We start from the raw sequence: 23,842 nt of genomic DNA on the forward strand, positions 1-23,842 counted from the left end.
TTTGCCCCCTATCCCCAGCGGGGGCCCCGAGTCCCCCTACCCCCTACTCCCTCCTCCTCCTGGGATACGTAGCAAGTTTCAGTACCAAACTGTCTGACACTTGTGCAAGCGAAGTAGGCAAAGCCTATGGTAAAAGTACTTTTCTCATTACTACGTTTCAATCAGTACCACGGGGAACTGAAGGAGCTGTTAGTCTTGAGGGAACTTTAGCTGGTGCAGTTGCGTCGCTGGCACTGGCGCTCCTTGGTTGGGGAGTCGGTTTGATAGATTTGTTAGGTATACTGTGGTGTGTGCTGGCGGCGTTCATTGCCACAAATTTGGAAAGTGCGATCGGCGCAACATTACAACCCCGATTTAACTGGTTAACTAATGAATTGGTGAATATTATTAACACATTGATAGGTGCGCTCGCCGCAATTTTCTTTGCTGTTTTCTGGTCAATTGTTCTCGCTTAATTTTTTCTGAATATAATTTAAACTATTCACCTGCAATGAGCGTGAAGTTTAGTTCAGCTTTAACGTGTAACTGCTGAAAATTGCCGTATGGTATTCTTCCATTGCTGTTATCTAAACTTCAGTCCCAATCGAGCATTAGTTGTATATTTTGTTATGTAGTTTTTTCTACTCATTAAATTTATGGAGTCTGTATCGTTTTTAAGTGTAGATGACAAACCAATTTCTATCGGACAAGCAGTAAGATATTTACAAGCTTCTGGAAAATTGGGACAGTTTATAGGAGATGTTCTGCGACAATATGCGATCGAGCAAGAGATTGAAAAACGAGTTGATATAACAATCAGCCCAGCTTTAACGGAACAGGCGATCGTTGATTTCCGGCTCAAAAACCAGCTCACTGACCCCCAAATTTTTCAAGAGTGGTTGACGAACAATGGTACGAATTATGAGAATTTTCATGCATCAGTGGCTTTTGGTTTTAAGGTAGAAAAACTTAAAGCGGTTATCACTGAACCCAAGCTACAAGAATATTTTATTGAGCGGAAAATTTTTCTAGATAGAGTTGTTGTATCTCGGATTATTGTTGACAATCGGGAATTAGCGGAAGAACTACAAATTCAGATTGAAGAAGGTGCAAGCTTTGAACAACTGGCTAAAGAATACTCTCTTGCGGATGACCGGATTGTCAACGGGATGATGGGACCGGTGAGTCGAGGCACAATGCCAGATATACTCAGGGCAGCAATTGACATAGCTAGTCCCGGACAAGTTGTAGGACCTATAGAACTAGAACAACGCTATGGATTGTTTCGTTTAGAACAATTTCTGCCAGCGTCGTTAGAAGATACTCAACTAAAACAAGCACTACAAAATGAGTTATTTGAGAAATGGCTAGCAGAGAAAATCCAAAAGTTAACGGTAAAACTTCAAGTGAATTAGAACTCATAGGTAACGAATTCTCGCAAAGTAACGTGCTAGCTTCTCTACCTTGGAATCAACCACCGCTATGCTGGTTAACTTCCGAACAAAAAAGCCGACTGCAAGAAGTGGCAGAAACTCTTCGTTACAATTTGGGAGAAAAAATTTGGTCACCAGACATAGGAGATTTTCAGTTTCTGATTGTTTCTGGTAAAGTGCGCTTGCGCTCTGAAGGAGCCAATCAGCCATTAGCAACTCTACATCCTGGCGACTGGTTTGGTAAACTCCAAAATTTTTCTTTTGATTGTAAGGCTGTCGCTGCTAGTAAAGAAGTGGTTGTGGTACGTTGGAAGACAACTATTTGGGCAGAAGTTTCTACACCACAAATAGAGGAGTTTTGGCAATCTGGGGAAGAGGATAAGGAGACAAGGGAGACAAGGAGAGACAAGGGAGACAAGGGAGACAAGGGAGACAAGGAGACATCCCTCCCTCCTTCACTCCCTCCCTCTCCCCCTCCTGTATCAATTTATTCTTTTATAGGCAGTGGAAATACAGGTGCTGCTTGTTTAACAATGGTGGCACAACAGCTAGATAATCCCGTGCAGTTGGAATGGGTACAGCGTCAGTTGCGGGGACAACGACCGAAAAATCTTGTGGAAGCAGCAGAAAAGTTCGGTTTTGTGCTGCGACGGTTACAAGTGAGTTGGGTTGAGTTGCGACAGTTATCATTCCCTGCTTTACTGCTATGGAGATCCGATTCATCTTCCTCTCCTAACTGGATTGTGGCGTATGCAGTGAAAGGCGATCGCATGATTGTAGCCAATCCCCTCAATTCCGAACAAACTTGTGAAAGTTTGCCCAGAACAATTGTTGAGGAAACTTGGGATGGGCAGATCTGGCAAGTAGAACTGATTCAAAAACAAGAAAAGTTTAACCTTAGCTGGTTTACACCCGCAGTCTGGAAGTACCGAAAATTGTTGGGAGAGGTGTTGCTAGCATCGTTTACATTACAGCTTTTGGGCTTAACAACTCCGCTCATTACACAAGTTGTGATTGATAAGGTTATGGTGCAGGAGAGTTTGCCAACTTTAGATGTCATGGCGATCGCACTCCTGTTAGTGGCAGTATTCGAGGCAGTTCTTGGGATTTTGCGGTTATTTATATTTACCCATACAGCCCGGCGTTTGGATTTAAGCTTATCCGCACAACTCTTTCGCCACTTGATGCGACTACCTCTAGCTTATTTTGAGTCGCGACGGGTAGGAGACACGGTAGCCCGAGTCCAAGAATTGGAACAGATCCGTCAGTTTCTCACGGGTACGGCGCTCACTGTAGTATTAGATAGCATCTTTGCCGTGGTTTACTTGGCATTGATGTTTTACTATAATATACAACTCACATTTGTGGCGTTAGCAGTTCTACCCTTATTTGCTACATTGACACTGATAGCAACGCCCGTTCTTCGCAATTGGTTAAACGAAACTTTTAATCGTAGTGCCGACAGTCAATCATTTCTTGTAGAAACAATCACAGGAATTCACTCAGTCAAAGCTCATGCCGCAGAACCAGCAGCAAGAGTTCGTTGGGAAGGTTTATTTGCTCGCTTTATCCGTACAGGTTTCAAAGCTTCTACCACGTCTAATATCAGCAGCAATATCGGTGATTTCCTCACTAATTTTTCCAGCTTACTAATTCTTTGGTTTGGAGCCAAGTTAGTGATTGACCAAAAGCTAACAATCGGTCAACTTGTCGCTTTCCAAATGCTTTCCGGCAGAGTCACCGCACCACTGCTGCGTTTAGTACAGTTATGGCAAAGTTTGCAACAAGTTCTACTTTCCGTAGATCGGATTGGCGATATTCTAAACGCAGCCCCAGAAGCAGAACCAGGAACAGGGTTAGTTTTACCATCCCTCAAAGGGCAAGTTGCCTTCGATCGCGTTTTCTTCCGTTACCGACAAAATACTGAACCCGTCTTAAGGGGAATTTCCTTTGACGTACAACCAGGTCAGTTTGTTGGTATTGTTGGTCGCAGTGGTTCTGGGAAAAGCACCCTTTCTAAACTTTTGCAACGTCTTTATCAAAATGAATCAGGACGGATATTAATAGATGGTTTTGATATCAAAAGTGCCGATTTGGCATCACTGCGCCAACAAATTGGTGTTGTTCTCCAAGAAGACTTTTTGTTCAACGGTTCTATCTTAGAGAACATCACACTAGGCAATCCGGATATTACAGCAGAACAAGTTGTAGAAGCAGCGCGATTAGCGGCTGCCCATGATTTTATTAGTGAATTGCCCCACAGTTATGACACTAATGTCGGAGAAAGAGGTACAGCGTTATCTGGGGGACAGCGACAGCGCATTGCTTTAGCGCGGTTGTTCCTCTCGCAAGCACCTATTTTAATTTTGGATGAAGCAACAAGTGCTTTGGATAGCGAAACGGAACAGCAGGTACTGCAAAACCTGCAAGCAGTTTCTGCTAACCGCACTGTGTTCTTAATTGCTCACCGTTTTGCCCCCCTCAAGCGTGCCGATTTGATTTTGGTGCTAGAAAAAGGCGTGATTGCGGAACGGGGTACTCATTCAGAACTATTGCAACAAAAGGGTTTATATTGGTCATTGTATCAAAGACAACAAGCCAACGTGTAATTTCCCCCTCGTTCCCAGCCTCAGGCTGGGAATGCGTACAAGTGGGCTGCTGCCTCCTGTACTCAGAAATACAAAGCAGAGGGAAACAAATTTAAATGGCTATGCTGCAGGTGGATCTAGAGTGATTAAAGAGATAAGTCCTAGATTGACATCAGCCTTTGCAGAACTGCTGTTGTCACCCAAGAAGAAGTGGTTTGACAAACTGTACTTTTCACCAATTCCTGAATAATCTCGCAGTTTACCACTGAGGACATAAGAACCTTCGTCAGCAAACAGTTGGTAGTTATCTCCCATAACTGAAAGTTCGTAGGTTGTCATCGCAGTTGTATTTTTGGTAGCTTTCTCACTGCTGTCATGAGTCAATGCAAAACTACCAGAAGCACTGTCATAATTCTTTGCCCAAATTTCATTACTCCAGAAGCCGAGTTCAATGCCTTTACCATCATTACTTATAACATTCACGTTAAAACCAGCATTGTCGTCTAGCTTGTCACCGTTGTTATCGCCAAAGTGGCTCTCACTATTAAGCTTGACTTGGAAGCGAAGTTTATAACCCTTATTGCGATCGAGCTTAACAGCCCCACCATCGTACTTGCTATAACCCGCAACGCCATAAGTAGTAGAAACTAACTGAGAGGAACTCTCAACAGCAGTTTGAGTACCACCGCCAAGACTGCTATCAAACAATAGCGCAGGCGTTCCTTGGTCTGGTGTCCCAGAACCAGTATAGTAATTGTATGTTGTGGCGACTTGGCTAACAGTGGACAAAGTGACTTTATAGTCTACAGGAGTAGCAGCGTTTGGTATTACCCGGACATAGTAGTTATCTCCAGCAGGTAAAAAGCCCTTCAGTTGCTCTGATGTTGTACCTGATTGTGCTGAGGAGAAAATCGCATCGCTTTTATCAACCAGACCATTTTTATTTACGTCCCAAATCACTTGCAGATTGGCATCTCCATTCAAACCATCGAGTAATGCATTGACTGTACTTTCTGTCTTGACATTAAAGCGGTAAAAGTCATTAGCTGATAATGCGAGTGTAGAAGTTTTCTCTAGTGAATTAGTACCATTGAGTTCGCCAAGCGAGATAGCTTTACTTAAAGGATTTTCTGTGGACAGAGTTAGATTATAGTTAGTATTGGCACCTCCAGCAGAGGACACTTCTACATAGTATGTACCAGCTTCTAGTGTGCCATTAATTGTTTCGGATGTTACACCAGTATTTAACGAACCTGCGATGACTTTACCTGTAGAGTCTAATATTGTGACATCGGCGTTGTCAGTTAAGCTGTCGAGTTTGAGGCTGGCATTAGTAAGATGATCGAAAGAGATGCGATAGTAGTCTTTGGTGTCACCGAGACCAACAAAGTCAGTATAAATGGGGTTGTTTGTACTTTGGGGAAGAATACGAGCAGAATCTAAAGAATTCCCAGCATAGTCGCTACCAGAGCGTCCCTCTTTCTGTCCGTGCATTAGAAAGTGCATGTAAGCTTGTTGATTGCTGAAACCAGCAGCAACCAAGTCAGAATTATTGGCTAGGTAAACTTTAACATTGAACGCAGATGATGAAACCCGTCCCTCAGTCAAACCATAGAATTGAAAGTGTTCAAACAGTTGGCTGTTATTCAACTTTGCTGCTTTTAAGTCAGCATTGACTTCGAGGTAGTAGTTGAGATCGAAAGCAGGGTTGAATTGGCGTCCCTCATTTAACCCATAAGACTGTAGGTGTTCCAGAAGTTGTTTATTATTGAAACCAGCTGCTGCTAAGTCACCGTTTACTTGCTTATAAAAATTTAAATCAACGAATGGAGAAAAGTTTCGTCCTTCACCAACACCATAATTGCTCAGATGGTCGAACAGTTGCTCATTGTTAAAGTTTGTTGCTGCTAAGTCACCGTTTACTTGCTTGTAGAACGACAGATCTACAAACGGGGAAAAGCGCCGTCCTTCAGCAACACCAAAGTTGCTCAAATGGTCGAATGCTTGTTGGTTATTCATCCCAACTAGATCGCTATTGCTAGCACGATAGAAGTTGAGATTAACAAGCGGTGAAAACGATCGCCCTTCCTGAAGACCAAAGTTTTGAAAGTGTGAAAGTAATTGCTCGTTTGTAGTAATACCTGCTGCTGCTAGATCTGAATTGGCAGCTCTATAGTAATTAGCATCAAATAAGTTAACAGCCATACATTGCGTCCCCGTAACACAAACCAATTGGCTTCTGGCCTATGTCTGGGTTTTATTAATTGAAAAACCAGCATTAGAGGCCAAAAATGTGGTATTTTATGTTACTTGTTTATTGGGTTTTTCTCTAAAATGAGAATGGTGAATATGCTGATTCTTGCCATTCCATTTCAGCAAGGCTTTCAGTAATTATGCGCCCTCAGCCTTTTGGTACTAGCCATGAATCCAACTTTATTTCACCTTGCCTTTCCTGTCACAGATATTACCCAAGCAAAAACCTATTATGTAGATGGTTTGGGCTGTATCCCCGGTCGGGAAAATCGCCATGCGCTTATTCTCAAACTCTACGAGCATCAACTAGTAGCTCATGTTACTAAAGAACCGCTCGTCCCCCAACACAGTATATACCCCAGACATTTTGGAATAATTTTTACCACAATGGAAGATTGGGAGGGTTTACTAGTCAGAGCACAACAACAAAAGCTACTTTTTCGCGAAGAACCCAAACATCGTTTTGTCGGTTCTTCTTTAGAACATTGCACTTTCTTTTTAGAAGATCCTTTTTATAACTTGATGGAATTTAAGTATTACCGTTATTCTGAAGCGATTTTTGGGAGTGCTGAGTATACACAAATTGGCGATCGCTTTGAAGCGGAGTAGCTAATGCTTCTGCAACTGATGCCAAGCTTCTGATATCCGTCAGCATCCAAGCATGAGTTAACACTGGGACAATTACATTTCGTCCCACGGGCATTTGCGAACTATTGGCAGGGACAATCATCAAATCGTATGGCGTCCATATAGATGTGAAATCCAGTTGTTTCAACATGGCAACATCCCGGTTTAAATCCCGCAGAAAAGCACTGTCAGGACGCATTTGGATACAGCCTACACCCTGGTTGCAAAAAGCTACCCATGTACCCTGATGCGGAGAGGAGATAGTGATGAACCGTTGTACGCGATTTATACCACCCAATTTCTGAACGTAATAACGACTGACAATACCCCCCATGCTGAAACCTACTAAATCTATAAGTTGTTCTGGATCAAAAGTGGTTTCTATGTAATGAGCGACTTGCTTTGCCAAATCATCAAGACCAATTCCACCAGTATTTGGTACTAAGTCTAGGTCGTACAAGGTAAAATCCCTCTGTTTAAGGTAGGGAATCATCCTATCGAAAACTCGCCCGGTATCAAAAATACCATGTACCAGTACTACGGGGTTTTTCTGTTCTTTTATACCAGTCATTTGCAATATTTTGTATAAATATTTTTTCTAATTTAAGCAAGTGTAGTTGCTACTTGACATACCTACTATGACAGTCCTTTTAGTGGAATGAGAGCGGGCATGGGGGAAAAACGCCAGTGACCAGTGACCAATGACTAATGACCAATAAATATTAACTTTTGTTAAGCAGTCTCTCAAAATCTTGCCTCTCGTTACAGTAAAATTTAATAATTAAGTCTGACTGTATACAGGTTACGAGTGCCTGAAAGCAAGAGCTTATAAGCATTAACTCGGTCCTGTAACAACAACCTTATTGCGAAATAAGCCTACGGAGGCTGTTACCGAGATGGTTATACAGGCGATTGGGTTAGTGATGTATGTCTTGATAAAACGTAACAATATTCCGTGATTTTTTAAGGATTGCGGTCAGAGACCAGGTATAAAAGGCAGGAGAAATTGTAATGTTCGGTTTTATCAAAAATTTAATTGCCGGAATTTTGAATTTTTTCATCGGGCTGTTTGGCGGTAAAAAAAGCGGCTACTATCTGGAGTTAGATGAAGCAACAGAAGTAGCACAAGATGCAGCTAAAAAAGCAGTATCTAAAACTAAGGAAGTAGCGCAAACAGTAGCATCTAAGACTAAGGAAGCCGCACAATCGGTTGTATCGAGCACAGAGAAAGAGGTAGAAACCGCAGCAGCGAAAGATAAGAAAGCTGCTAAACCAGCTGTTGCAAAAGCAGAAGCGACACAGAATGGAACAAAGAGTGCTACATCACCTACCGAGGAAAAAGTTAAGATAGAGTTAGTACAAACTTCTAATGGTGTGAGACCAGAACCCGTTCAACCAGCAAAAGCTGAAGCAGCAAAAAAAGTCATACAAGAGCAACCCTCTGAAACAACTTTTGCACCAAAATATCTTGTACCTAACAGTACCAATGGTCGTCGCCGTCCCGGTGCGAATATGAATCCTTTCTTAGATATGGCGCGTCAGGTGAAACCAGCCAAGTAATTAAGTAAAAAAACTTTAGGACTTACGCAACTTCAACGGTATTTTGGGGGTTTCACACGATTTCGATCCCCCCAACTCTGCTTAAAAAGGGGGCTTTGCGTAAGTCCTAAACTTGTTTAAACCCAGCTTCTCTATTAGGGAAGCTGGGTTTTTTTAGGGAATTTCAAATAAAAAATCTCTTGTAGAAAGGTTTTTGTTACTCGTAATGTGTCCACATCCGAATAACTTTCACCGTTTGTTCTTCTTCAATGACTTGGTATACCAGTCGGTGTTGAATATTAATTCTGCGCGAGTAGTAGCCTTGTAAATCACCAATAAGTTTTTCGTAAGGGGGAGGAGTTTGAAATGGGTTGTCTTTAAGCACATACAGAAGAGTAAAAGCTTTTTCTTTTAACCCAGCCGAGGAAAGTTTCTTAGCGTCTTTTTCTGCCTGTTTTGTAAGTACAATCTGCCAAGTACTCACCAATCTATATCCTCAAGTGGTGTGCATTCTGCGACTGGTTCAAGCCCCCCTTCAAGTATCGATTGGCGCATTCCTGGAATTGAGACAAGAAAGAGGGTTTCTTGGATTGCGTTCCAGTCCTCCTCTGACACAAGTACTGCGTTGTTCCGCTTTCCAGTAATCAGAATCGGTTCATGAGCCGCCGCCGCCTCGTCAATGAGGTTATAGAGGTTCGCTCGGGCTTGTGTAGCGGAGATGGCATTCATTGGCACAGTTAATCAAACTCACATATTCTATTGTACGCAATTACGTACATAATGGCGAGTAGTTCGTTCATCTCGTTCCCAGTCTCTGACCATCCGTAACAGGTATGGAGTTGATGGGAGGTAAAAATATCTTACAGCTTCACAAAGAAACGGTATTTTAAGGTAATACTTTACGAATGACTTCTAACGTTTTGTAAAAAAACCAGACTACTGTATAGGTGAAAAGCAGAGTCCCAATCAGTTGGTTCTCGGCGAAATAAATGAATGTGAGATTGAATTTGATGTAATAGCTCTGTTCGATCTAATGCTGTTTCTGCAAAATGGGTAAACTCCGACCAAACTGCAATATGTAGAAGCTTTTGATCGAGCCAACTTAACAAGCTATTCCAATTCATTCTGATTGTGCTAGTGCTGGTGCGATAAGCCGGGTACGGCTTGCGCTTCGCGACGCCAATTTCTATTCCTTCTTGAAAATTATAACCGTTATCATAAAATCGGAGAATGGAGCTTCTTCCAGGAAGGTGTAAATCGCAAAATTGAAAGTAGTCTTGAGTTTGAGTTTTGCGTTCCAATTGACCACGCACGTTTCTGTCTACAACTTGTTCAAAAATAGGCAGAAGTCCCTGTACGCGTCCTCGGACTTCTAACCATTCAAAGTTGAGGGAACCAAGTTGATTTGAATCATTTTTGCAAACAACGGTTACACCTGAAGTTGATTCTTGGAAGTAGCTGACTTGAAAAACTTTAATTTTTTGAATTTCAGAGAGGGAAGTCCAAAAACAGGGAATATCGGCATTACGTAGCTGTTCGCCATAATATTTTAGCTCTCCCACTGCTCCCATCCGGTAGACGCGCCAACCGCGACTTGGTAGCATCAATCTTGCATTGTAAGCGTCAAGCTGCATAGTTTGAGCAAATTTTTGTGCTGCTTGAGTTTTGAATTCATTGCCAATTGGTTCTAAGACTAAGACTCCTAGTTCTGTATTGCTAGAATCAGCAGTTGCTCTCGCTTTCGCTTGTTGTCGTTCCTCTTTTGCAATGTCTTCCAAGCGTTGCAAACCTTGACGTGCTTGTGTCAGTAACTTAGAGTTTGTTATATCCCGTAGCAGTCGGCGGTATAACTTTTCTGCCTCTGCGTGCTTTCCTGTCGATTCATAAAGCTTTCCCAAATAAAACTGTACCCAAGGATTCTCTGGCGATTCTTTCAGCAACTGTTTGAGTAATTTAGCAGCAGTAGGATAATCTTTACGCTCTAAAGCGTCTTGAGTGCTTACTGTTCAAATCAAGGGTGGGAAAATATATATTCATTAAGTGATATTGGTTCAGGATTGAACTACAAAAAGAAAGGTCTGTTAAAGTTAATTGATTTGCTCCAAAGAAACGAAGTTGAGCGACTGGTAATTACCGATAAAGACAGGTTACTGAGATTGGGTTCGGAATTAATTTTTGCCTGACTGCGAAGGGAATAACACAGAAATTATTATATTGAATAAGCCAATGGATATTGAACTCGAGCAAGAGATGTGTGAGGACATTATGGCAATTATCACGATGTTTAGTGCTCGGTTGTACGGAAGACGCTCACGTCGGAATTTAAAGGCAATGCAAGCCTTGCACGAAGCTCAAGCTCAAATGATTGATGAGGTATTGACAACAGAATCTTATTAAAGGTAGTATGCATTGAGATTTAGAGCCTATAAATTTCTAGTTAATGCCAAAATCACTAACTAGCAAACTCAAAAAGACATCGGCGCAAATTAAAGAAGCCAAAAATCAAACGACTCGGCTGTTAATTCTGGCTGTAATCTATCTAGATTGCTGGTTCGTGATTAAACTAGAGTCGGTATTGAGAGTTGAGTTTACGGTAATTAATCCAGTAATTGAATGCTCAGATGAGTTAACAATTAATGGCTTAATCGAAAAATTGTTCACCGTAAGAGCAAATACTTACAATGTTTTAGGCTCGGCTGCTTTCTGGGGAGAATCCTGGTTGAAAACTCAGAATATTATTGCTGCAAAATGCGGGAGTTCTGACACTTATTTGGTGAATGGATTGCCATTGCCTGCCAAAATATTCGAGTGGACTGTACAGGATACAGCCAAAAATATATTAGCGCAACAGTCAGCCGCAAAAACCGCTATTATTAGTCGTATATATCAACGCTTTCCTTTACATCAAGGAGAAAAATTAACCCCAGAACAGAAAGCCAAAAATCAAGAATCCGAAGCGAATAGGAAGCTGGCGCTCGATGCTCTAAAATCATTTGAGACTATCAAACAAATTCCTTGGTTACATCGTTACTTTAGAGAAGAGTATAAACGCGGTCATGCCAAGCAAAATAGACAAATTGTGTATCAGCCTCAAGCATATAATTGTACTCGAATTTCTCGTTATTTAGTCAAGCTAGAGGTACAAGGATTAGCGAGAGGAAAAAGAATATCTTTGATAGTTAAGTCAAATCGAATTATTACAGGACAAATCCGCTTAATCCGTAATGCATCTGGTAGTTTAGAAATTCACAGCTTTGTGACACTGTATAATCGGGATTATGGTCAACTCATTTATAGAGAAGAAGTTAAAGCAGTAGACAGAGGATATACAGAAGTTTTTTATACGGATGACAATCAGTTGCTTGGTAAAGGATTTGGTCAACAATTAAATAAAAAAACTGCTCGAATTACTCGAATTGGAAGGAATAAAAACAAACTCTGGGCATTAGCTCATGTTCGCTACAAAGATAATCCTCAAAAATCTCGTAAGATTAGAGAAAATAATTTGGGTTCTAAAACGGAATTAAAACGACGCCAACGTGATGACGCATACGTAGAAACAGTGGTAAATCAGGCTTGTCGCTCCATCACATTTCAAGCTAAAACCCTAGGCGTCGAAAGTTTAGTGGAGTCAATACACTCAACTAAAAAGCTATCTAGACGAGCTAAAAATCGTTTGGAGAAATGGGAAAAAGGCACAGTTGCAGATCCCAATACTGCAAGGGCTGAGAGAAATTGTAGGTTGGGTAGAGCGATAGCGTTACCCAACAAATGCTGATAAATGTTGGGTAAGGTTCCTCAAACGCCACATCGCTCAACTCTGGAAACCAGAGCACGCGAGTGGCTCCCCAACCTACCTTGAATTTGTGTTTTTAGCAAAACCTACGTAGTATTGCTGCCCACCCTACTGTGTTAGCGCGAAATTCTTATTTATAGTTCCCAAATTTTTCAGATTCTAACTCAGCTGCCACAATAGATAAGGCAACAATTGGAGCTGTGACTGCTCTGAGAATGCGACGTCCAAGCGAAACAGGTTGAAATCCTGCGTCAATAGCATAATCTACTTCTTTTGGCGTCCATCCTCCCTCAGGTCCCACTGCCATGGCAATTGTTCTTTGTCCGTTGTCATCTGTCTTTTGTCTTATGTTTTGCAAGCAATCTCGCAAATGAGGAGAGTTACCACGGGCAACACAAATATACTGCCCATCGTTCGCAGACGACAAAGCTGTGCTGAAGGACACAGGTTCTAAGATAGTAGGGACAAAAGAACGTTCGGATTGTTCTGCTGCTTCTTGTGCAATTCTCTGCCATCTTTCAAGTTTCTGGGGGCTAGGTTTAAGTAAAGTCCGATCGCTTAGCACGGGAGCAATTATAGAAACCCCTAACTCAGTACAACACCGCACCACATCATCAAATGCATTACCTTTGGGCAAAGCGAGTATCAGCGTTATGGTTGCTCTTAATTCAGTTTGCACCACCATTGGTTCTAAAAGCTGCGCGTTATCCCCTTCCAACTGCGCCAACCACCACTGTCCCATTCCATCCATAGCAATAAAGCGATCGCCAGTACGCAAACGTAAAACCCGCCCCAGATAATGCTGTTGTTGGGGTGTGAGCAAAATTTGCCCTTGTTGGATTTGGGATGGTGCGATCGCAATTCTTTGCATTTGTTAGTGGTTAGTGGTTAATTGTTAATGGTTAGTTGTTATTGGTCACTGTTCACTGGTCACTGTTCACTGTCATGCTTCCAAACATTGAAACAATTCCGCAGCGCCATATGGCGTCAGGTGATGTCCTCTCCTTTCAAGTCTATAAATTTACTGGTGCTCATCCCGGCAAAAAAGTTTATATTCAATCTAATTTACATGGTGCGGAAATTGTTGGCAATGCCGTTATTCACCAGCTTATTGAATTTTTGCTATCTGTAAACGATACCGATTTAACTGGAGAAATTTGGCTGGTTCCTGTTTGTAATTCTATGAGTACAAATCAGCGATCGCACTTATTTGCTTCAGGTCGTTACTGTATTTCTGAAGCTAAAGATTGGAACCGTATTTTTTGGGATTATGAAAAGGTTACTAAAGATATAATGGAATTTGCTCAATCTCAAATTCATTTGAATCCAGAAGTGGTGAGGAAAAATTATCGAGATGCTATTCAGCAGAAATTTACAGGTCTGTTAGAAACAATTAACTCTTCTAGTAGCGTCCCCTATACAGAAAAATTTCGGTACAAATTACAAGCTCTGAGTATAGATGCTGATTACCTAATTGACTTACACAGCCATACAACTCAAGGATTAAACTATGTGTATTACTTTCGCGATCGAGAAGAAAGTTCAAAATACTTTTTACTTCCACTAGGAATTTTATTAGATGAATATGATGGAAATGCTTTTGATGAAGCGTTTATCAAACCTTGGTTAGCACTGGAAAAATGTTTCAAAGAACTTGGTAGAGAAAATAGATTTGATGTGGAAGCTTGGACGCTAGAACTTGGAACGGGCATGCAGATGAATCCTGATTCAGTCGAGAAAGGAGTGAGGGGCATAAAAAATTATTTAGTCCAGAAAGGAGTGTTGCAATCTTCTGACATTTCTGTAACAGGAAATTTGTTACAAAGCGCATCCCATGAGATGAGTTTTACCAAGAGAAGCCAAGCCAAAAAATATTATGCTCCAACAGGTGGAATGGTTCAATCAAAAGTTGAATTGGGCACTTCAGTAAAAGCGGGAGATAAGTTGTATCAAATTTTGCAATTTAATAAAGAAGGCAAATTACCTACTGTCATTGATGTCTTTACCGAACAAGATGGGCTAATTTACGACTCCTCAACCAATCACGCCGTCAATGAAGGTGAGTTTGTACTGGGTTTAATTGTATACGGCTAATGGCTAATGGCTAATGGCTAATGGCTAATGGCTAATGGCTAATGGCTAATTGCTAATTGCTAATGGCTAATGACAAATGACAAATGACAACTAAGGATTGTTAAACTTTAAGCAAAGGCGTTAGGCAATTAAGAGGAAGTGCCAGGGTGATTTTATGAACTTTTCTGTATTTGCAATAAAACGTAGGAATTCTAAAGGTACAAGATGAGGGTGGAGCCAAAGAGTGAATAGTAGTGATAATAACATCTTCTCTAATTCAGGAGAAATGATGATTCCACAGGCTCCTCCTGGATTTAAATCGGGTTTTATTGGCATTATTGGTCGCCCTAATGTCGGTAAATCTACGTTGATGAATCAATTGGTAGGGCAAAAAGTAGCCATTACATCACCAGTCGCACAAACCACACGGAATCGATTGCGAGGCATTTTAACGACACCAGAAGCACAGTTAATCTTTGTAGATACACCAGGAATTCATAAACCCCACCATCAATTGGGAGAGGTGTTGGTGCAAAATGCCAAAATAGCAATTGAATCGGTAGATATTGTACTGTTTGTTGTGGATGGCTCTTCAGTGTGTGGAACAGGCGATCTGTATATTTCCGAACTACTGAATCGCAGTCAAACACCAGTGATATTGGGTTTGAACAAAATTGACCAACAACCAGCAGAGTTTCAAAAAATAGATGAGAGCTATAATCAATTAGCTAAATCGCTTCAATGGCAAACGGTAAAATTCTCAGCCAAGACAGGGATTGGATTGTCGGAACTGCAAGGGTTACTCATTGAAAAATTAGAGCCAGGACCGATGTACTATCCACCTGACTTGGTGACCGATCAACCAGAACGCTTTATCATGGGGGAGTTAATACGAGAACAAATTTTACTGTTAACTCGTGAAGAAGTTCCGCATTCAGTAGCGATCGCAATAGATAAGGTAGAGGAAACTCCGACTATTACCCGCGTGTTTGCTACCATACACGTAGAACGCGATTCCCAAAAAGGCATTCTCATTGGGAAAGGTGGAACCATGTTAAAAGCAATTGGTAGTGCGGCTCGCGAGCAAATCCAAAAGTTAATTGCTGGTAAAGTCTACCTAGAACTATTTGTGAAAGTGCAACTGAAATGGCGTCAATCTCGGACGCGATTGGCAGACTTGGGGTATCGCGTAGAAGAATAAAAAGAATTATGAATGATGAATGCTGAATGATGAAAAGAAAATTCATAATTCCCAATTCATAATTCATAATTCATAATTCATAATTCATAAATATGTCTTTAGAAAGTTCTTTTCCCTTAAATTTGCCAGCCAATGCTTCTCCCCTACGGGTTCTGATTGTGGAAGATGACCCCATGATGCAACTCGGACTCGAACAATCACTCATGGCGCATCCCCAATTAGAAATTGTCGGACAGGCGGAAGATGGTTATTTGGGCGTGCAAGCAGCACTCAAATTAAAACCAGATTTGGTCGTTATGGACATTGGTTTACCACGTTTAGATGGAATTGCCGCAACACAGCAAATAAAAGCAGCACTTCCAGAAACTCATGTGGTGATGCTAACTTCTCACAAAACAGACACAGAAATTGTTGCTGCGTTATCCAGTGGTGCGGATGCATATTGTATCAAAGGAGCAAGTGTGGAACGATTGTTAAGTGCGATCGCAGCTGCTGTTGAGGGTGCGACTTACCTCGATCCCCAAATTGCCAGACGAGTTATTGAAAATCTCAAACCACCGACTCCTAGTGGAAATACAGCAAATTTGTCTCAACGCGAGTTAGAAGTGTTGAAACTGATGGTAGAAGGATATAGCAATCCAGAGATTGCTGAAAAACTCTATCTCAGTCCCAACACTGTTAAAACTCACGTTCGCGGAATTATGAATAAACTCTCTGTTGATGACCGCGTACAAGCAGCCGTTGTGGCTTTACGTTCTGGGTTGGTTTAACTTTCGGGAACTTCTCTAGAAGAGATTGCGACGTACTAAGTAATAGTTGTCTCGAATCCGCCGTAAATCTTCTGCGACTTGTTGAGATGTACGGTATGTGCCAGTATTGGAGGTTGAACTTGATTCAGCATCAGAATTGGGTTGAATCCAGTCTTTCCTGCCAGTATTGAGAATTAAAAATAACACGGTGTGCTCCCTGAATTCAGCAAGACTTCCAATGTAAAGCTGACTTAGAAAAATCTCTTCATCCTACTGTCTCACCCAAATGGGTGAATTTTTTAGAACAGTGACCAGTGACCAGTGCCCTCTGGCTGGTGCTAAAGTAACAATTTCGTCGATGATTTTAATATTTATGATACGCTCCTAACTGACTAATTCATCTGTGTTAGGGTTTGAGAAAGTGATTCCGGATTTTGACGAAAATGGTAATTTACCACCTGGCGTGTATTTTTGTGAATGGGAGGAGTTTAAGGAAAGATTTGGAAACAGTTTCAAGAGAGAACGAATGATAAATGGTTTAGAATTAGCAATGAAGCAATTAAAAGCTGCAGGGTGTAGAAGAATTTACATAAATGGCAGTTTTGTTACCAATGAACCAAGCCCTAATGATTTTGATGCTTGTTATGATAATGACACTGTAGATATCGATTATCTTAGAAAGAATGCTCCTAAATTAATTAATAGTTTTGACCGACAAGCACAAAAATCTAAATATAAAGGTGAAATTTTTCGTTCAGATGAACCAGTTGGTGATTTAGGTTTAGACTCATTTGAATTTTTCCAACGCGATAGAATGCAAAATAGAAAGGGAATTATTGCTATTGATTTGGTGAGATGGGAACCATGATTAAAAATGAAAAGCAATATGAGTATAGCAAAGAGTGTGCTAAAAGATTTGAATATTCCATAACTGTAGTTGAACAAGACGAAGCATGGAAGAAAAGAGACCCCGAACGCTGGCAGCTTGACATTGATGCCAAAAAGTCTCATCTAATAGTTTTACAACAAGAAATCGCTGAATATGAAAAGCTGTCTAATTGCGATCGAAGCCAACCAATTAAAATTCAAGTTGAAAATTTTAACAAACTGTCAGATGTATTAATAAAAGCGCGTATAGCAGCAAAAATGAGCCAGAAAGAACTGGCTGATATTTTAGGGTTTGAAGAACAACGAATAAAAGAGTGTGAAGATAAAGATTATCAATGCGCTAGTTTTTGCGAAATCCTTGAAGTGAGTGCAGCCTTAGGTGTGGAGTTTGACAACGCATTTATTCAGGTGGATTTTGAGGAAATAGAAGAAGGAAAAAAAAGTGCCCAAAAATGGCATAAATGGCGAGAATTAAGGATGAATCTAAAATCTCAAGCTTCCTAATTTTTCCTGTAAAATGAACTTACAAACAAGCTCGAATGTACCCTCTGTGCGGACATTAACACATTGAGGCCCTTCAAACCTATTTCCGTAGATTCTCTACAATTTTCACCCGTGCGCTCGCCGCCGAAAATTCTTTAAAGAATATGGGGAAAAGTAAGGACACTGTTGGCAAATTCGGAAACGCCTATGTGAGGTTAATCAGTTGTTAAAAAAATAACTCCTTCAGTTTTTGTTGGTTTGCCTGAAGTTCTTTGGGGCTTCCTTCAAACGAAACTTTCCCCAGTTTTAAGGAATAAACGCGATCGCAAATTTCTAGCACTTCCCGCACTCTTTGTTCTACAACTAAAATAGTGGTGCCGAAACTTTGATTGATTTCAACGAGCTTTTCAAATAGCATACTCAATATTGTCGGTGCTAATCCCAAAGATGGCTCATCTAACATTAACAATAGTGGATTGGGCATGAGAGCACGAGCTAGTGCTAACATTTGCTGTTGACCGCCACTGAGTTTCCCTGCTTTGTGGTAAAATTTTTCTTCTAATAATGGAAAAATATCTAAAACAGTTTTAGTGCGTTGTTTGAACCTCGCAGGGGACAAATTGTGTCCGCCGATGCTCAAATTTTCTAAGACAGTGAGTTCATTAAAGACTCGGTTTCCTTGTGGAGCAAATGCAAGTCTACAAGCTGTCATTTGAGATGGGTGTAAACCATTGAGTCGCTTGTTGTTGAAAACAACTTCTCCGTTCCAAATAGGAGTTAAACCATAGATAGCTTTTAGTGTTGTGGACTTACCAGATCCGTTGGGTCCGATAATAGCAACAATTTCACCTAATTCTACGCTAATGGATACACCAAAAAGAATTTGCTTTTTGCCATAACCTGTTTCTAAGTTCTTGAGAGTTAACATAATTTTTTTGTCATTTGTCATTTGTCATTTGTCATTTGTCATTTGTCTAGCTACTTAACGTAGGTAAGCTTCAATAACTTTAGAATTGTTATAAACTTGCTCTGGTGTACCTTGCACGATGAGAGAGCCAGCATCTAAAAAGAAGACGCGATCGCATACCTCTCTTACCACTTCTGGATTGTGCTCGATTAAAACAGCAGATTTATTTTGCAGTGGTAAGTTTTTAAGAATCTGAATAATTTGCTCGATCGCTAAAGGAGAGACTCCAGCTACTGGTTCATCTAGTAGCAGCAAATCTGCACCTGTTGCCAAGCAGCAAACAATACTTAAAAGCTTTTGCTGACCGTAAGAAAGGTCTTCAGCTAAAGTGTTGATTTTGTCTGCTAATCCTACATTTTCCAGTAATCTCAGGGCAGTTCGGGTGTTTCTAATTTCTAGATTTTCTGATTTTTTCCAGTTGAGAAACAAGTTTGTTAATTGTTCACCTGGAGGATTTTTAAAAGAAAGCAAGACATTTTCCAGTACAGTTAAACGCCGAATTAACCTCAAGTCTTGAAATGTTCTGGTAATTCCGATTTTTGCAATTTCATGAGGAGAGAGTTGTTGTAAATTGCGCTCGCGGAAAATCACTTTCCCACTATCAGCACGCAGCAGATTAGTCATGACATTGAAAAGTGTGGTTTTGCCCGAGCCATTTAAACCTAGCAAGCCAACAATTTCCCCTGACTGAATACAACAGGAAATCTCCTTCAGAACTTTTAACCCATCAAAGCTCTTTGATACTTTTTCTAAAACTAAAAAATTTGATTTTACGTTTGTCATATCTTTCCCTTGTTTGTAAGAAAAATTCTCCTAACAAACCTTGTGGTCGCCAAAGCATAAAAGCTATCAAGAGACTTCCATAAAAGATTTGACGAATATTTGCAGCTAAAGTAATTGGTAAGCCCAAAAACCTCAGCAATTCAGGTAAGGCAATTAAAAAGATTGCACCAACAATTGAACCCCACAAATTACCTGCACCACCTACAATCACAATCGAAATGATAAAAATGGATTCTGTCACTGTGAAGCTTGTAGGATCGATAAAGGTAACGTAACTGGCATACAAACAGCCCGCGATTGCTGCCATCATTGCTCCTACTACAAAAATGGTAATTTTGTAGGCAAAAACATTTTTCCCTAGTAAGAGGGCAAAGATTTCATCTTCACGAATGGCTTTCAGAACTCTCCCAAAGGGTGAATTCACAATCCGGTAAGCTATCCCTAAAACTGGAATACCAATAGCATATGTAAGGAACAGAAATTCTAAAGGAGTAGAAATTTGCCAGTCCCATAAACTGGGCTGGGGGATTCCCGTTAATCCCATCGGTCCCCGTGTTAAATCTACCCAATTATTAAAGATATTGAAAAGAATGACTTGAAACCCAAAGGTAGCAATTGTAAAGTAATCACCACGAGTTTGAAGAGCGGGTATACCTACTATAAGCCCTATGAATCCTGCAAGAATCGTCGCGCTCAGACAATTTATCCAGAAAGGTGTTTCCAAGTTTAAAGCCATGAGTGCTAGGGTGTAAGCACCAATACCGTAAAATGCTGCATGAGCAATGGAAAGCAATCCCGTATATCCTGCTACAAGATTTAAAGAAACAGCAAGGATAGTATAAATTCCGATAACTATACCGATATGAATGAGGTATTGCATTAGCTTTTACCTAAAAAGCCTTGTGGTTTCAGGAGAAGAAAAGCCAACAAGAGGATGAACGCGATCGTCTCTTGCCATTGAAAGCCAATGAATGCGGCTCCTACATTCTGAGCAGTGCTGAGAAACAAAGCTCCTAGTAGAGCACCAGAAATACTCCCTACACCACCTACGATCGCAGCAACAACACCTGCCATCATAGAATTCATACCCATTGTTGGAGTCACATCAATATCAAAGGAAATTAAAATACCTGCGACTCCTGCTAAGGCAGAACCAAGAGCAAAGGTGACTCCAATTATGCGATCGCTCTTAATTCCAGCAATTTCAGCCAATTGGGGATCGTTGGCAACAGCCCGAATTGCCTGTCCTGTTCTCGTTTTTTTCAAAAAAAGCGCAACAGCAATGACAAGTAGGAGACTGACGCAAACAATTGAAATTTGAACAGACGTGATTCGAGCATCAAGAAAACTTATTCCTTCTTTAATGATACCAGATCGAATTGTTCTAGTGGTGTCACCAAATATTATAGAAATAACATTCTGCAAAACAGTATACGTGCCGAGAGAAGCAAGTAAAAGAATCAAAGAAGTTGCTCCTTGCTTCCTTAATTGCCGATAAATGAAAAAATCTATGAGACACCCAAGCAATGCACTTAGTATTGCAGCAATAATGGCTGATATAATCAGGGGAAAATGCAACCACTCCTTAAACAAAAAAATGAAATACGCCCCAGAAGTTAGAATAATACCGTAGGCAAAATCGAAAAAGTGTGTTGTTTGATAGATAAGTGCAAATCCGAGAGCTATTAAGGTTGTCACTCCCGTTGCAATTATTATATTAACTATAATTTGAGCCATGATTAATTCCCTATAGCTACAAACTTACTTTTTTGAATCGTTTTAAAAACTACAGGTTTAACAACATCTCCATTTTTATCAAATACAATCTTTCCCGTGACGCCTTCATAGCTTTTCATCGTATCAAAGTATTTCTTAATACTTGTTCCGGTGACTTGAGCATCGCTGCTGTTCGCAGCTTGATAAGCCATCATAAAAGCATCATAGGAATGTCCCTCTACCCAACCAGGCTTGTATTTATACTTTTTCTCAAAAGAATTGACAAAATTGTCAACTTTAGAGTTTTTGATAACCGTGGGGTCGAATCCAGTCGCCAAAGGATAAATCATTCCCTCGGCTGCGTTCCCAGCTAATTTAATAAACTCATCATCTTCAATAGCTGTTGTCCCTAAGAATTGAGATTGAATTGCTAACTCACGAGACTGCTTTAAAATACGAGCAGTATCAGCGAAGTAGCCAGCTACATAAATAACATCGGGTTTGAGATTAGCTATTTTAGATAATACAGGGCGGAAGTCAGTTGCTTTGTCAAGGTAACCTTCCTTCAAAACAACTTTACCACCTTTTTGTTCAAAGGTTTTCTGAAAAATGTTTGCAATCGCCAATCCATAGTCATTATTTAGGTGGAGAATGGCAACATTTTTAAAACCTTTTTGAGCAGCCCGTTCAGCAATTTTAGTTCCTTCAACGAGATCGCTTGGCCATATTCTATAGATATATTCGCCTGCATTTGTGATTGCAGGAGCAGAAGAAGTAGGAGCAAGAACAACGACTTGGTTTTTTTCTGCTATCGGTGCGATCGCAAGGGTTACAGCACTAACAATATCGCCCACAATCACTGGAACTTTGTCCACATCAATCAGTTTTTGCGTTGCTGTCACCCCAGTTTTGGGTTCCGCCCGCGAGTCCTCAAAAATTGCCGTAGCTTTCTTCACCTCTTTGGCGTTAATTTCTTCCACCGCCAGTTCAATTGCCTTTTTCCCTTTTTCACCATAGGATGCAGCATCGCCAGTTAATGGAAATAACACTCCTATCTTGATTTCTGGAGGTTGATAAGAGGAAGATTGATTGTTAATAGAAGTGCAAGATGTTACCGTAACCAGAAGAACACTCGAACTAAAAAGGATTGTTCGTATCAAAAGACGACGTTTCATAGTACTGTCCTAAAAATAGGGAGTAGCAAGGTGGTTCGATAGGGAGCATCCCAATTTGGAAAAAACGCACCTACGATTGGAAATCGTGGCTATACAAACTAAGTTCGCAAGGCAAGGACTAGTTCTTAGCTTGCGGAGGCACATGAAAAGCAAACGACAGTTTAAGACCTTTAAGATTATTCTTCCTTTGTATAAAATAACTCTGCCACAAAAATAGGAAGTAGGGAAGAGAAATTTTCATACTGGGCTGTGAGAAATTCAGGTTAGAGACCTTTAAATACAAAATGTCCCAAAATTTATTGTGGTGCGGGCGTCCCAGCTACTCATAGAGAGGGCTGGCAATACTTGTCGGTTAAGCCTAAAAATGCGAAAACACGTAGGTTGGGTTGAGGAACGAAACCCAACATTGACAGACATTTGTTGGGTTTCCCCACTAAAATGCTTATCCGAGCAGTATTGAACGGACAGGGACGTCGGCATCACAATATGGGATAATTTACATCTTGCAGTTCCCTTAGCTAACTTGAAGTAGTTCTAGAGCATTGGTAATACTTGAATTACCGTAAACAAATCCTCTACTTCCTCGAAAGCGCCCGTCAGGTTCAATTGTGAAAATATTTTGCTGCCAATTCTGTTCGTCAGTACTCTCTATCACAGGAACATAGCTGAAGCGATCGCATACGACATTGACATTTGCTTGTTTTAATTCAATAAGAGATTTTTCTAAACGTTTTTGACATAAAGAAGAGATTTTAGTTGTGCTAGCTCGACCTTTGCTAACTAAAGGGCGAACAATTAAACTTGCGCCAATAGACTTCGCAAAATTCCCAATAGCTATTAATTCGCTAACATTTTCATCATCTACAACGCAGCTAATTTCTACAGAAACATTGAGTTCTCTCAAAGCAGCGATCGCATCCATCGCTTGTTGCCATGCTCCTTCACAACCGCGACGATAATCATGTATTTTTGGATGCATTGAATCCAAACTGATTTGTGCGACTTTCAAGTTAATTAGTACATCTGCATGGGTTTTAGCTAAGCTATCAATCTGGAAACCGTTGCTGAGAATGCTGGTATCTAATCCAATGTTTTGAGCGTAGCAGAGTAAATCAATGGTTTTTGACCACATGAATGGTTCACCACCTGTAATGTGAACGCTTTTTAAGCCAGATTCATGCATCATTCCCAAGATGGTTTGCCAGCTTTCAAAAGAGATTATACCTGTTTTTTCAGAGATGCCTGAATTATTAAAACAATAAAAGCACTTCTGATTGCATTTCCGCGATATTTCCAGATTCAAATGAGACACAGCACTACCTCTTAGACAATTTTCAAATGAACACACCACCCCCTTTGATAATTTTCAAACTTGACACATCTCCTCCTTAGAGCGGGAAAATAATCTTTTCCTTTATCATTAAAGGAGCAGAGGAAGACAAAATTTTGTTTTATCATTAAAGGCGCTACAGAATTTTACCTCATTAAAGGTACTAAAGTTTATTTAGATAATTCTAAAAAAATGAGGAATTTTTTCTATAGTACTGTAGGTAGGGCTAGAGCTTACTCTATGGATACTTCAAAAATCAAAT

Annotated in this window: 24 protein-coding genes and 1 pseudogene; 12 read left to right on the forward strand and 13 right to left on the reverse strand. The window is 40.6% G+C overall.

Annotated elements, in window-relative coordinates; translation table 11 throughout:
• The 3 genes from F7734_RS45760 to F7734_RS45770 form a co-directional block, all read left to right on the forward strand.
• Positions 1 to 455 (forward strand): DUF92 domain-containing protein (locus F7734_RS45760; protein ID WP_155750987.1); only part of this gene is annotated, 455 nt, incomplete at its 5' end.
• A gap of 180 nt (positions 456 to 635) precedes the next feature.
• Entirely contained in the window at positions 636 to 1,394 is a 759-nt protein-coding gene (locus tag F7734_RS45765; protein WP_155750988.1) for a peptidylprolyl isomerase, read from the forward strand.
• Complete coding sequence (locus F7734_RS45770; protein ID WP_155750989.1) at positions 1,343 to 4,021, forward strand: type I secretion system permease/ATPase; 2,679 nt, start codon at positions 1,343 to 1,345, stop codon at positions 4,019 to 4,021. The genes F7734_RS45765 and F7734_RS45770 overlap by 52 nt, the downstream gene beginning before the upstream one ends.
• 99 nt (positions 4,022 to 4,120) lie before the next feature.
• Here the strand turns inward: F7734_RS45770 and F7734_RS45775 are convergent, their stop codons facing one another.
• Positions 4,121 to 6,205: a hypothetical protein gene (locus tag F7734_RS45775; RefSeq protein WP_155750990.1), complete on the reverse strand. Its 2,085-nt coding sequence runs from the start codon at positions 6,203 to 6,205 to the stop codon at positions 4,121 to 4,123.
• Positions 6,206 to 6,421: 216 nt separating this feature from the next.
• On the opposite strand from F7734_RS45775, the gene F7734_RS45780 reads away from it, so the two are divergent.
• On the forward strand, positions 6,422 to 6,862 hold the full coding sequence (locus F7734_RS45780) for a VOC family protein (RefSeq protein WP_155750991.1): 441 nt from the start codon (positions 6,422 to 6,424) through the stop codon (positions 6,860 to 6,862).
• On the opposite strand, the gene F7734_RS45785 is transcribed toward F7734_RS45780, so the two are convergent.
• Complete coding sequence (locus F7734_RS45785) at positions 6,783 to 7,451, reverse strand: triacylglycerol lipase (RefSeq protein ID WP_155750992.1); 669 nt, start codon at positions 7,449 to 7,451, stop codon at positions 6,783 to 6,785. The genes F7734_RS45780 and F7734_RS45785 overlap by 80 nt on opposite strands.
• A 440-nt stretch (positions 7,452 to 7,891) precedes the next feature.
• Between F7734_RS45785 and F7734_RS45790 the strand changes: the two genes are divergently transcribed.
• Positions 7,892 to 8,440, forward strand: a complete 549-nt coding sequence (locus tag F7734_RS45790; protein ID WP_155750993.1) for a hypothetical protein — start codon at positions 7,892 to 7,894, stop codon at positions 8,438 to 8,440.
• Positions 8,441 to 8,636: 196 nt separating this feature from the next.
• Here the strand turns inward: F7734_RS45790 and F7734_RS45795 are convergent, their stop codons facing one another.
• The 3 genes and pseudogenes from F7734_RS45795 to F7734_RS45805 form a co-directional block, all read right to left on the reverse strand.
• Positions 8,637 to 8,903 (reverse strand): Txe/YoeB family addiction module toxin, encoded by a 267-nt coding sequence (locus F7734_RS45795; protein WP_347566396.1) that lies wholly within the window; start codon positions 8,901 to 8,903, stop codon positions 8,637 to 8,639.
• Positions 8,900 to 9,148: a type II toxin-antitoxin system Phd/YefM family antitoxin gene (locus tag F7734_RS45800; RefSeq protein WP_155750995.1), complete on the reverse strand. Its 249-nt coding sequence runs from the start codon at positions 9,146 to 9,148 to the stop codon at positions 8,900 to 8,902. Before F7734_RS45800 ends, F7734_RS45795 begins: the two co-directional genes overlap by 4 nt.
• Before the next feature lie 170 nt (positions 9,149 to 9,318).
• Positions 9,319 to 10,434, reverse strand: a pseudogene (locus F7734_RS45805) (tetratricopeptide repeat protein).
• Between the two features lie 211 nt (positions 10,435 to 10,645).
• Here F7734_RS45805 and F7734_RS45815 point away from each other — a divergent pair.
• Together F7734_RS45815 and F7734_RS45820 are read left to right on the forward strand one after the other, a co-directional pair.
• Positions 10,646 to 10,816 (forward strand): hypothetical protein, encoded by a 171-nt coding sequence (locus F7734_RS45815; RefSeq protein ID WP_155750997.1) that lies wholly within the window; start codon positions 10,646 to 10,648, stop codon positions 10,814 to 10,816.
• 43 nt (positions 10,817 to 10,859) lie between these two features.
• Positions 10,860 to 12,197 (forward strand): hypothetical protein, encoded by a 1,338-nt coding sequence (locus tag F7734_RS45820; protein WP_155750998.1) that lies wholly within the window; start codon positions 10,860 to 10,862, stop codon positions 12,195 to 12,197.
• 148 nt (positions 12,198 to 12,345) lie between these two features.
• Here F7734_RS45820 and F7734_RS45825 read toward each other — a convergent pair whose 3' ends face one another.
• Positions 12,346 to 13,086: a 16S rRNA (uracil(1498)-N(3))-methyltransferase gene (locus tag F7734_RS45825; RefSeq protein WP_155750999.1), complete on the reverse strand. Its 741-nt coding sequence runs from the start codon at positions 13,084 to 13,086 to the stop codon at positions 12,346 to 12,348.
• Positions 13,087 to 13,160: 74 nt separating this feature from the next.
• Between F7734_RS45825 and F7734_RS45830 the strand changes: the two genes are divergently transcribed.
• The 3 genes from F7734_RS45830 (at position 13,161) to F7734_RS45840 (ending at position 16,259) form a co-directional block, all read left to right on the forward strand.
• A complete protein-coding gene (locus F7734_RS45830; RefSeq protein WP_155751000.1) occupies positions 13,161 to 14,309 on the forward strand; it encodes a succinylglutamate desuccinylase/aspartoacylase family protein in 1,149 nt (382 codons plus the stop codon).
• Between the two features lie 268 nt (positions 14,310 to 14,577).
• Positions 14,578 to 15,489, forward strand: coding sequence for a GTPase Era (gene era, locus F7734_RS45835; protein ID WP_155751013.1), 912 nt, complete (start codon positions 14,578 to 14,580; stop codon positions 15,487 to 15,489).
• Between the two features lie 92 nt (positions 15,490 to 15,581).
• Complete coding sequence (locus tag F7734_RS45840) at positions 15,582 to 16,259, forward strand: response regulator transcription factor (protein WP_155751001.1); 678 nt, start codon at positions 15,582 to 15,584, stop codon at positions 16,257 to 16,259.
• 15 nt (positions 16,260 to 16,274) lie between these two features.
• Here the strand turns inward: F7734_RS45840 and F7734_RS61260 are convergent, their stop codons facing one another.
• Positions 16,275 to 16,445, reverse strand: a complete 171-nt coding sequence (locus tag F7734_RS61260) for a hypothetical protein (RefSeq protein WP_166482558.1) — start codon at positions 16,443 to 16,445, stop codon at positions 16,275 to 16,277.
• Between the two features lie 214 nt (positions 16,446 to 16,659).
• Between F7734_RS61260 and F7734_RS45845 the strand changes: the two genes are divergently transcribed.
• Both F7734_RS45845 and F7734_RS45850 read left to right on the forward strand, forming a co-directional pair.
• A complete protein-coding gene (locus F7734_RS45845) occupies positions 16,660 to 17,106 on the forward strand; it encodes a hypothetical protein (RefSeq protein WP_166482559.1) in 447 nt (148 codons plus the stop codon).
• Positions 17,103 to 17,630 (forward strand): helix-turn-helix transcriptional regulator, encoded by a 528-nt coding sequence (locus tag F7734_RS45850; RefSeq protein ID WP_155751003.1) that lies wholly within the window; start codon positions 17,103 to 17,105, stop codon positions 17,628 to 17,630. Before F7734_RS45845 ends, F7734_RS45850 begins: the two co-directional genes overlap by 4 nt.
• Positions 17,631 to 17,835: 205 nt before the next feature.
• On the opposite strand, the gene F7734_RS45855 is transcribed toward F7734_RS45850, so the two are convergent.
• The 6 genes from F7734_RS45855 to F7734_RS45880 form a co-directional block, all read right to left on the reverse strand.
• A complete protein-coding gene (locus F7734_RS45855; RefSeq protein ID WP_243147436.1) occupies positions 17,836 to 18,558 on the reverse strand; it encodes an ABC transporter ATP-binding protein in 723 nt (240 codons plus the stop codon).
• Positions 18,559 to 18,591: 33 nt separating this feature from the next.
• Complete coding sequence (locus F7734_RS45860) at positions 18,592 to 19,359, reverse strand: ABC transporter ATP-binding protein (RefSeq protein ID WP_155751004.1); 768 nt, start codon at positions 19,357 to 19,359, stop codon at positions 18,592 to 18,594.
• Positions 19,304 to 20,239, reverse strand: coding sequence for a branched-chain amino acid ABC transporter permease (locus F7734_RS45865; RefSeq protein WP_155751005.1), 936 nt, complete (start codon positions 20,237 to 20,239; stop codon positions 19,304 to 19,306). The genes F7734_RS45860 and F7734_RS45865 overlap by 56 nt, the downstream gene beginning before the upstream one ends.
• Positions 20,239 to 21,096 carry a branched-chain amino acid ABC transporter permease gene (locus tag F7734_RS45870; RefSeq protein ID WP_155751006.1) on the reverse strand — a complete coding sequence of 286 codons (858 nt, stop codon included), beginning with the start codon at positions 21,094 to 21,096 and terminating at the stop codon, positions 20,239 to 20,241. Before F7734_RS45870 ends, F7734_RS45865 begins: the two co-directional genes overlap by 1 nt.
• 2 nt (positions 21,097 to 21,098) lie before the next feature.
• Positions 21,099 to 22,250 (reverse strand): penicillin-binding protein activator, encoded by a 1,152-nt coding sequence (locus tag F7734_RS45875; RefSeq protein WP_155751007.1) that lies wholly within the window; start codon positions 22,248 to 22,250, stop codon positions 21,099 to 21,101.
• Positions 22,251 to 22,764: 514 nt separating this feature from the next.
• Positions 22,765 to 23,562: a radical SAM protein gene (locus F7734_RS45880; RefSeq protein ID WP_155751008.1), complete on the reverse strand. Its 798-nt coding sequence runs from the start codon at positions 23,560 to 23,562 to the stop codon at positions 22,765 to 22,767.
• Between the last annotated feature and the right edge of the window lie 280 nt (positions 23,563 to 23,842).

It is taken from the genome of Scytonema sp. UIC 10036 (genome assembly GCF_009725235.1).

Bases quoted from the DNA above. Each gene is read 5' to 3' on its own strand.
- F7734_RS45860 (WP_155751004.1), bottom strand. From the start codon at position 19,359: ATGACAAACGTAAAATCAAATTTTTTAGTTTTAGAAAAAGTATCAAAG.
- F7734_RS45825 (WP_155750999.1), bottom strand. From the start codon at position 13,086: ATGCAAAGAATTGCGATCGCACCATCCCAAATCCAACAAGGGCAAATT.
- F7734_RS45785 (WP_155750992.1), bottom strand. From the start codon at position 7,451: ATGACTGGTATAAAAGAACAGAAAAACCCCGTAGTACTGGTACATGGT.
- F7734_RS45875 (WP_155751007.1), bottom strand. From the start codon at position 22,250: ATGAAACGTCGTCTTTTGATACGAACAATCCTTTTTAGTTCGAGTGTT.
- era (WP_155751013.1), top strand. From the start codon at position 14,578: ATGATTCCACAGGCTCCTCCTGGATTTAAATCGGGTTTTATTGGCATT.
- F7734_RS45865 (WP_155751005.1), bottom strand. From the start codon at position 20,239: ATGCAATACCTCATTCATATCGGTATAGTTATCGGAATTTATACTATC.
- F7734_RS45815 (WP_155750997.1), top strand. From the start codon at position 10,646: ATGGATATTGAACTCGAGCAAGAGATGTGTGAGGACATTATGGCAATT.
- F7734_RS45820 (WP_155750998.1), top strand. From the start codon at position 10,860: ATGCCAAAATCACTAACTAGCAAACTCAAAAAGACATCGGCGCAAATT.
- F7734_RS45870 (WP_155751006.1), bottom strand. From the start codon at position 21,096: ATGGCTCAAATTATAGTTAATATAATAATTGCAACGGGAGTGACAACC.
- F7734_RS45765 (WP_155750988.1), top strand. From the start codon at position 636: ATGGAGTCTGTATCGTTTTTAAGTGTAGATGACAAACCAATTTCTATC.
- F7734_RS45850 (WP_155751003.1), top strand. From the start codon at position 17,103: ATGATTAAAAATGAAAAGCAATATGAGTATAGCAAAGAGTGTGCTAAA.
- F7734_RS45840 (WP_155751001.1), top strand. From the start codon at position 15,582: ATGTCTTTAGAAAGTTCTTTTCCCTTAAATTTGCCAGCCAATGCTTCT.
- F7734_RS45790 (WP_155750993.1), top strand. From the start codon at position 7,892: ATGTTCGGTTTTATCAAAAATTTAATTGCCGGAATTTTGAATTTTTTC.
- F7734_RS45855 (WP_243147436.1), bottom strand. From the start codon at position 18,558: ATGACAAATGACAAAAAAATTATGTTAACTCTCAAGAACTTAGAAACA.
- F7734_RS45830 (WP_155751000.1), top strand. From the start codon at position 13,161: ATGCTTCCAAACATTGAAACAATTCCGCAGCGCCATATGGCGTCAGGT.
- F7734_RS45800 (WP_155750995.1), bottom strand. From the start codon at position 9,148: ATGAATGCCATCTCCGCTACACAAGCCCGAGCGAACCTCTATAACCTC.
- F7734_RS45780 (WP_155750991.1), top strand. From the start codon at position 6,422: ATGAATCCAACTTTATTTCACCTTGCCTTTCCTGTCACAGATATTACC.
- F7734_RS45775 (WP_155750990.1), bottom strand. From the start codon at position 6,205: ATGGCTGTTAACTTATTTGATGCTAATTACTATAGAGCTGCCAATTCA.
- F7734_RS45770 (WP_155750989.1), top strand. From the start codon at position 1,343: ATGGCTAGCAGAGAAAATCCAAAAGTTAACGGTAAAACTTCAAGTGAA.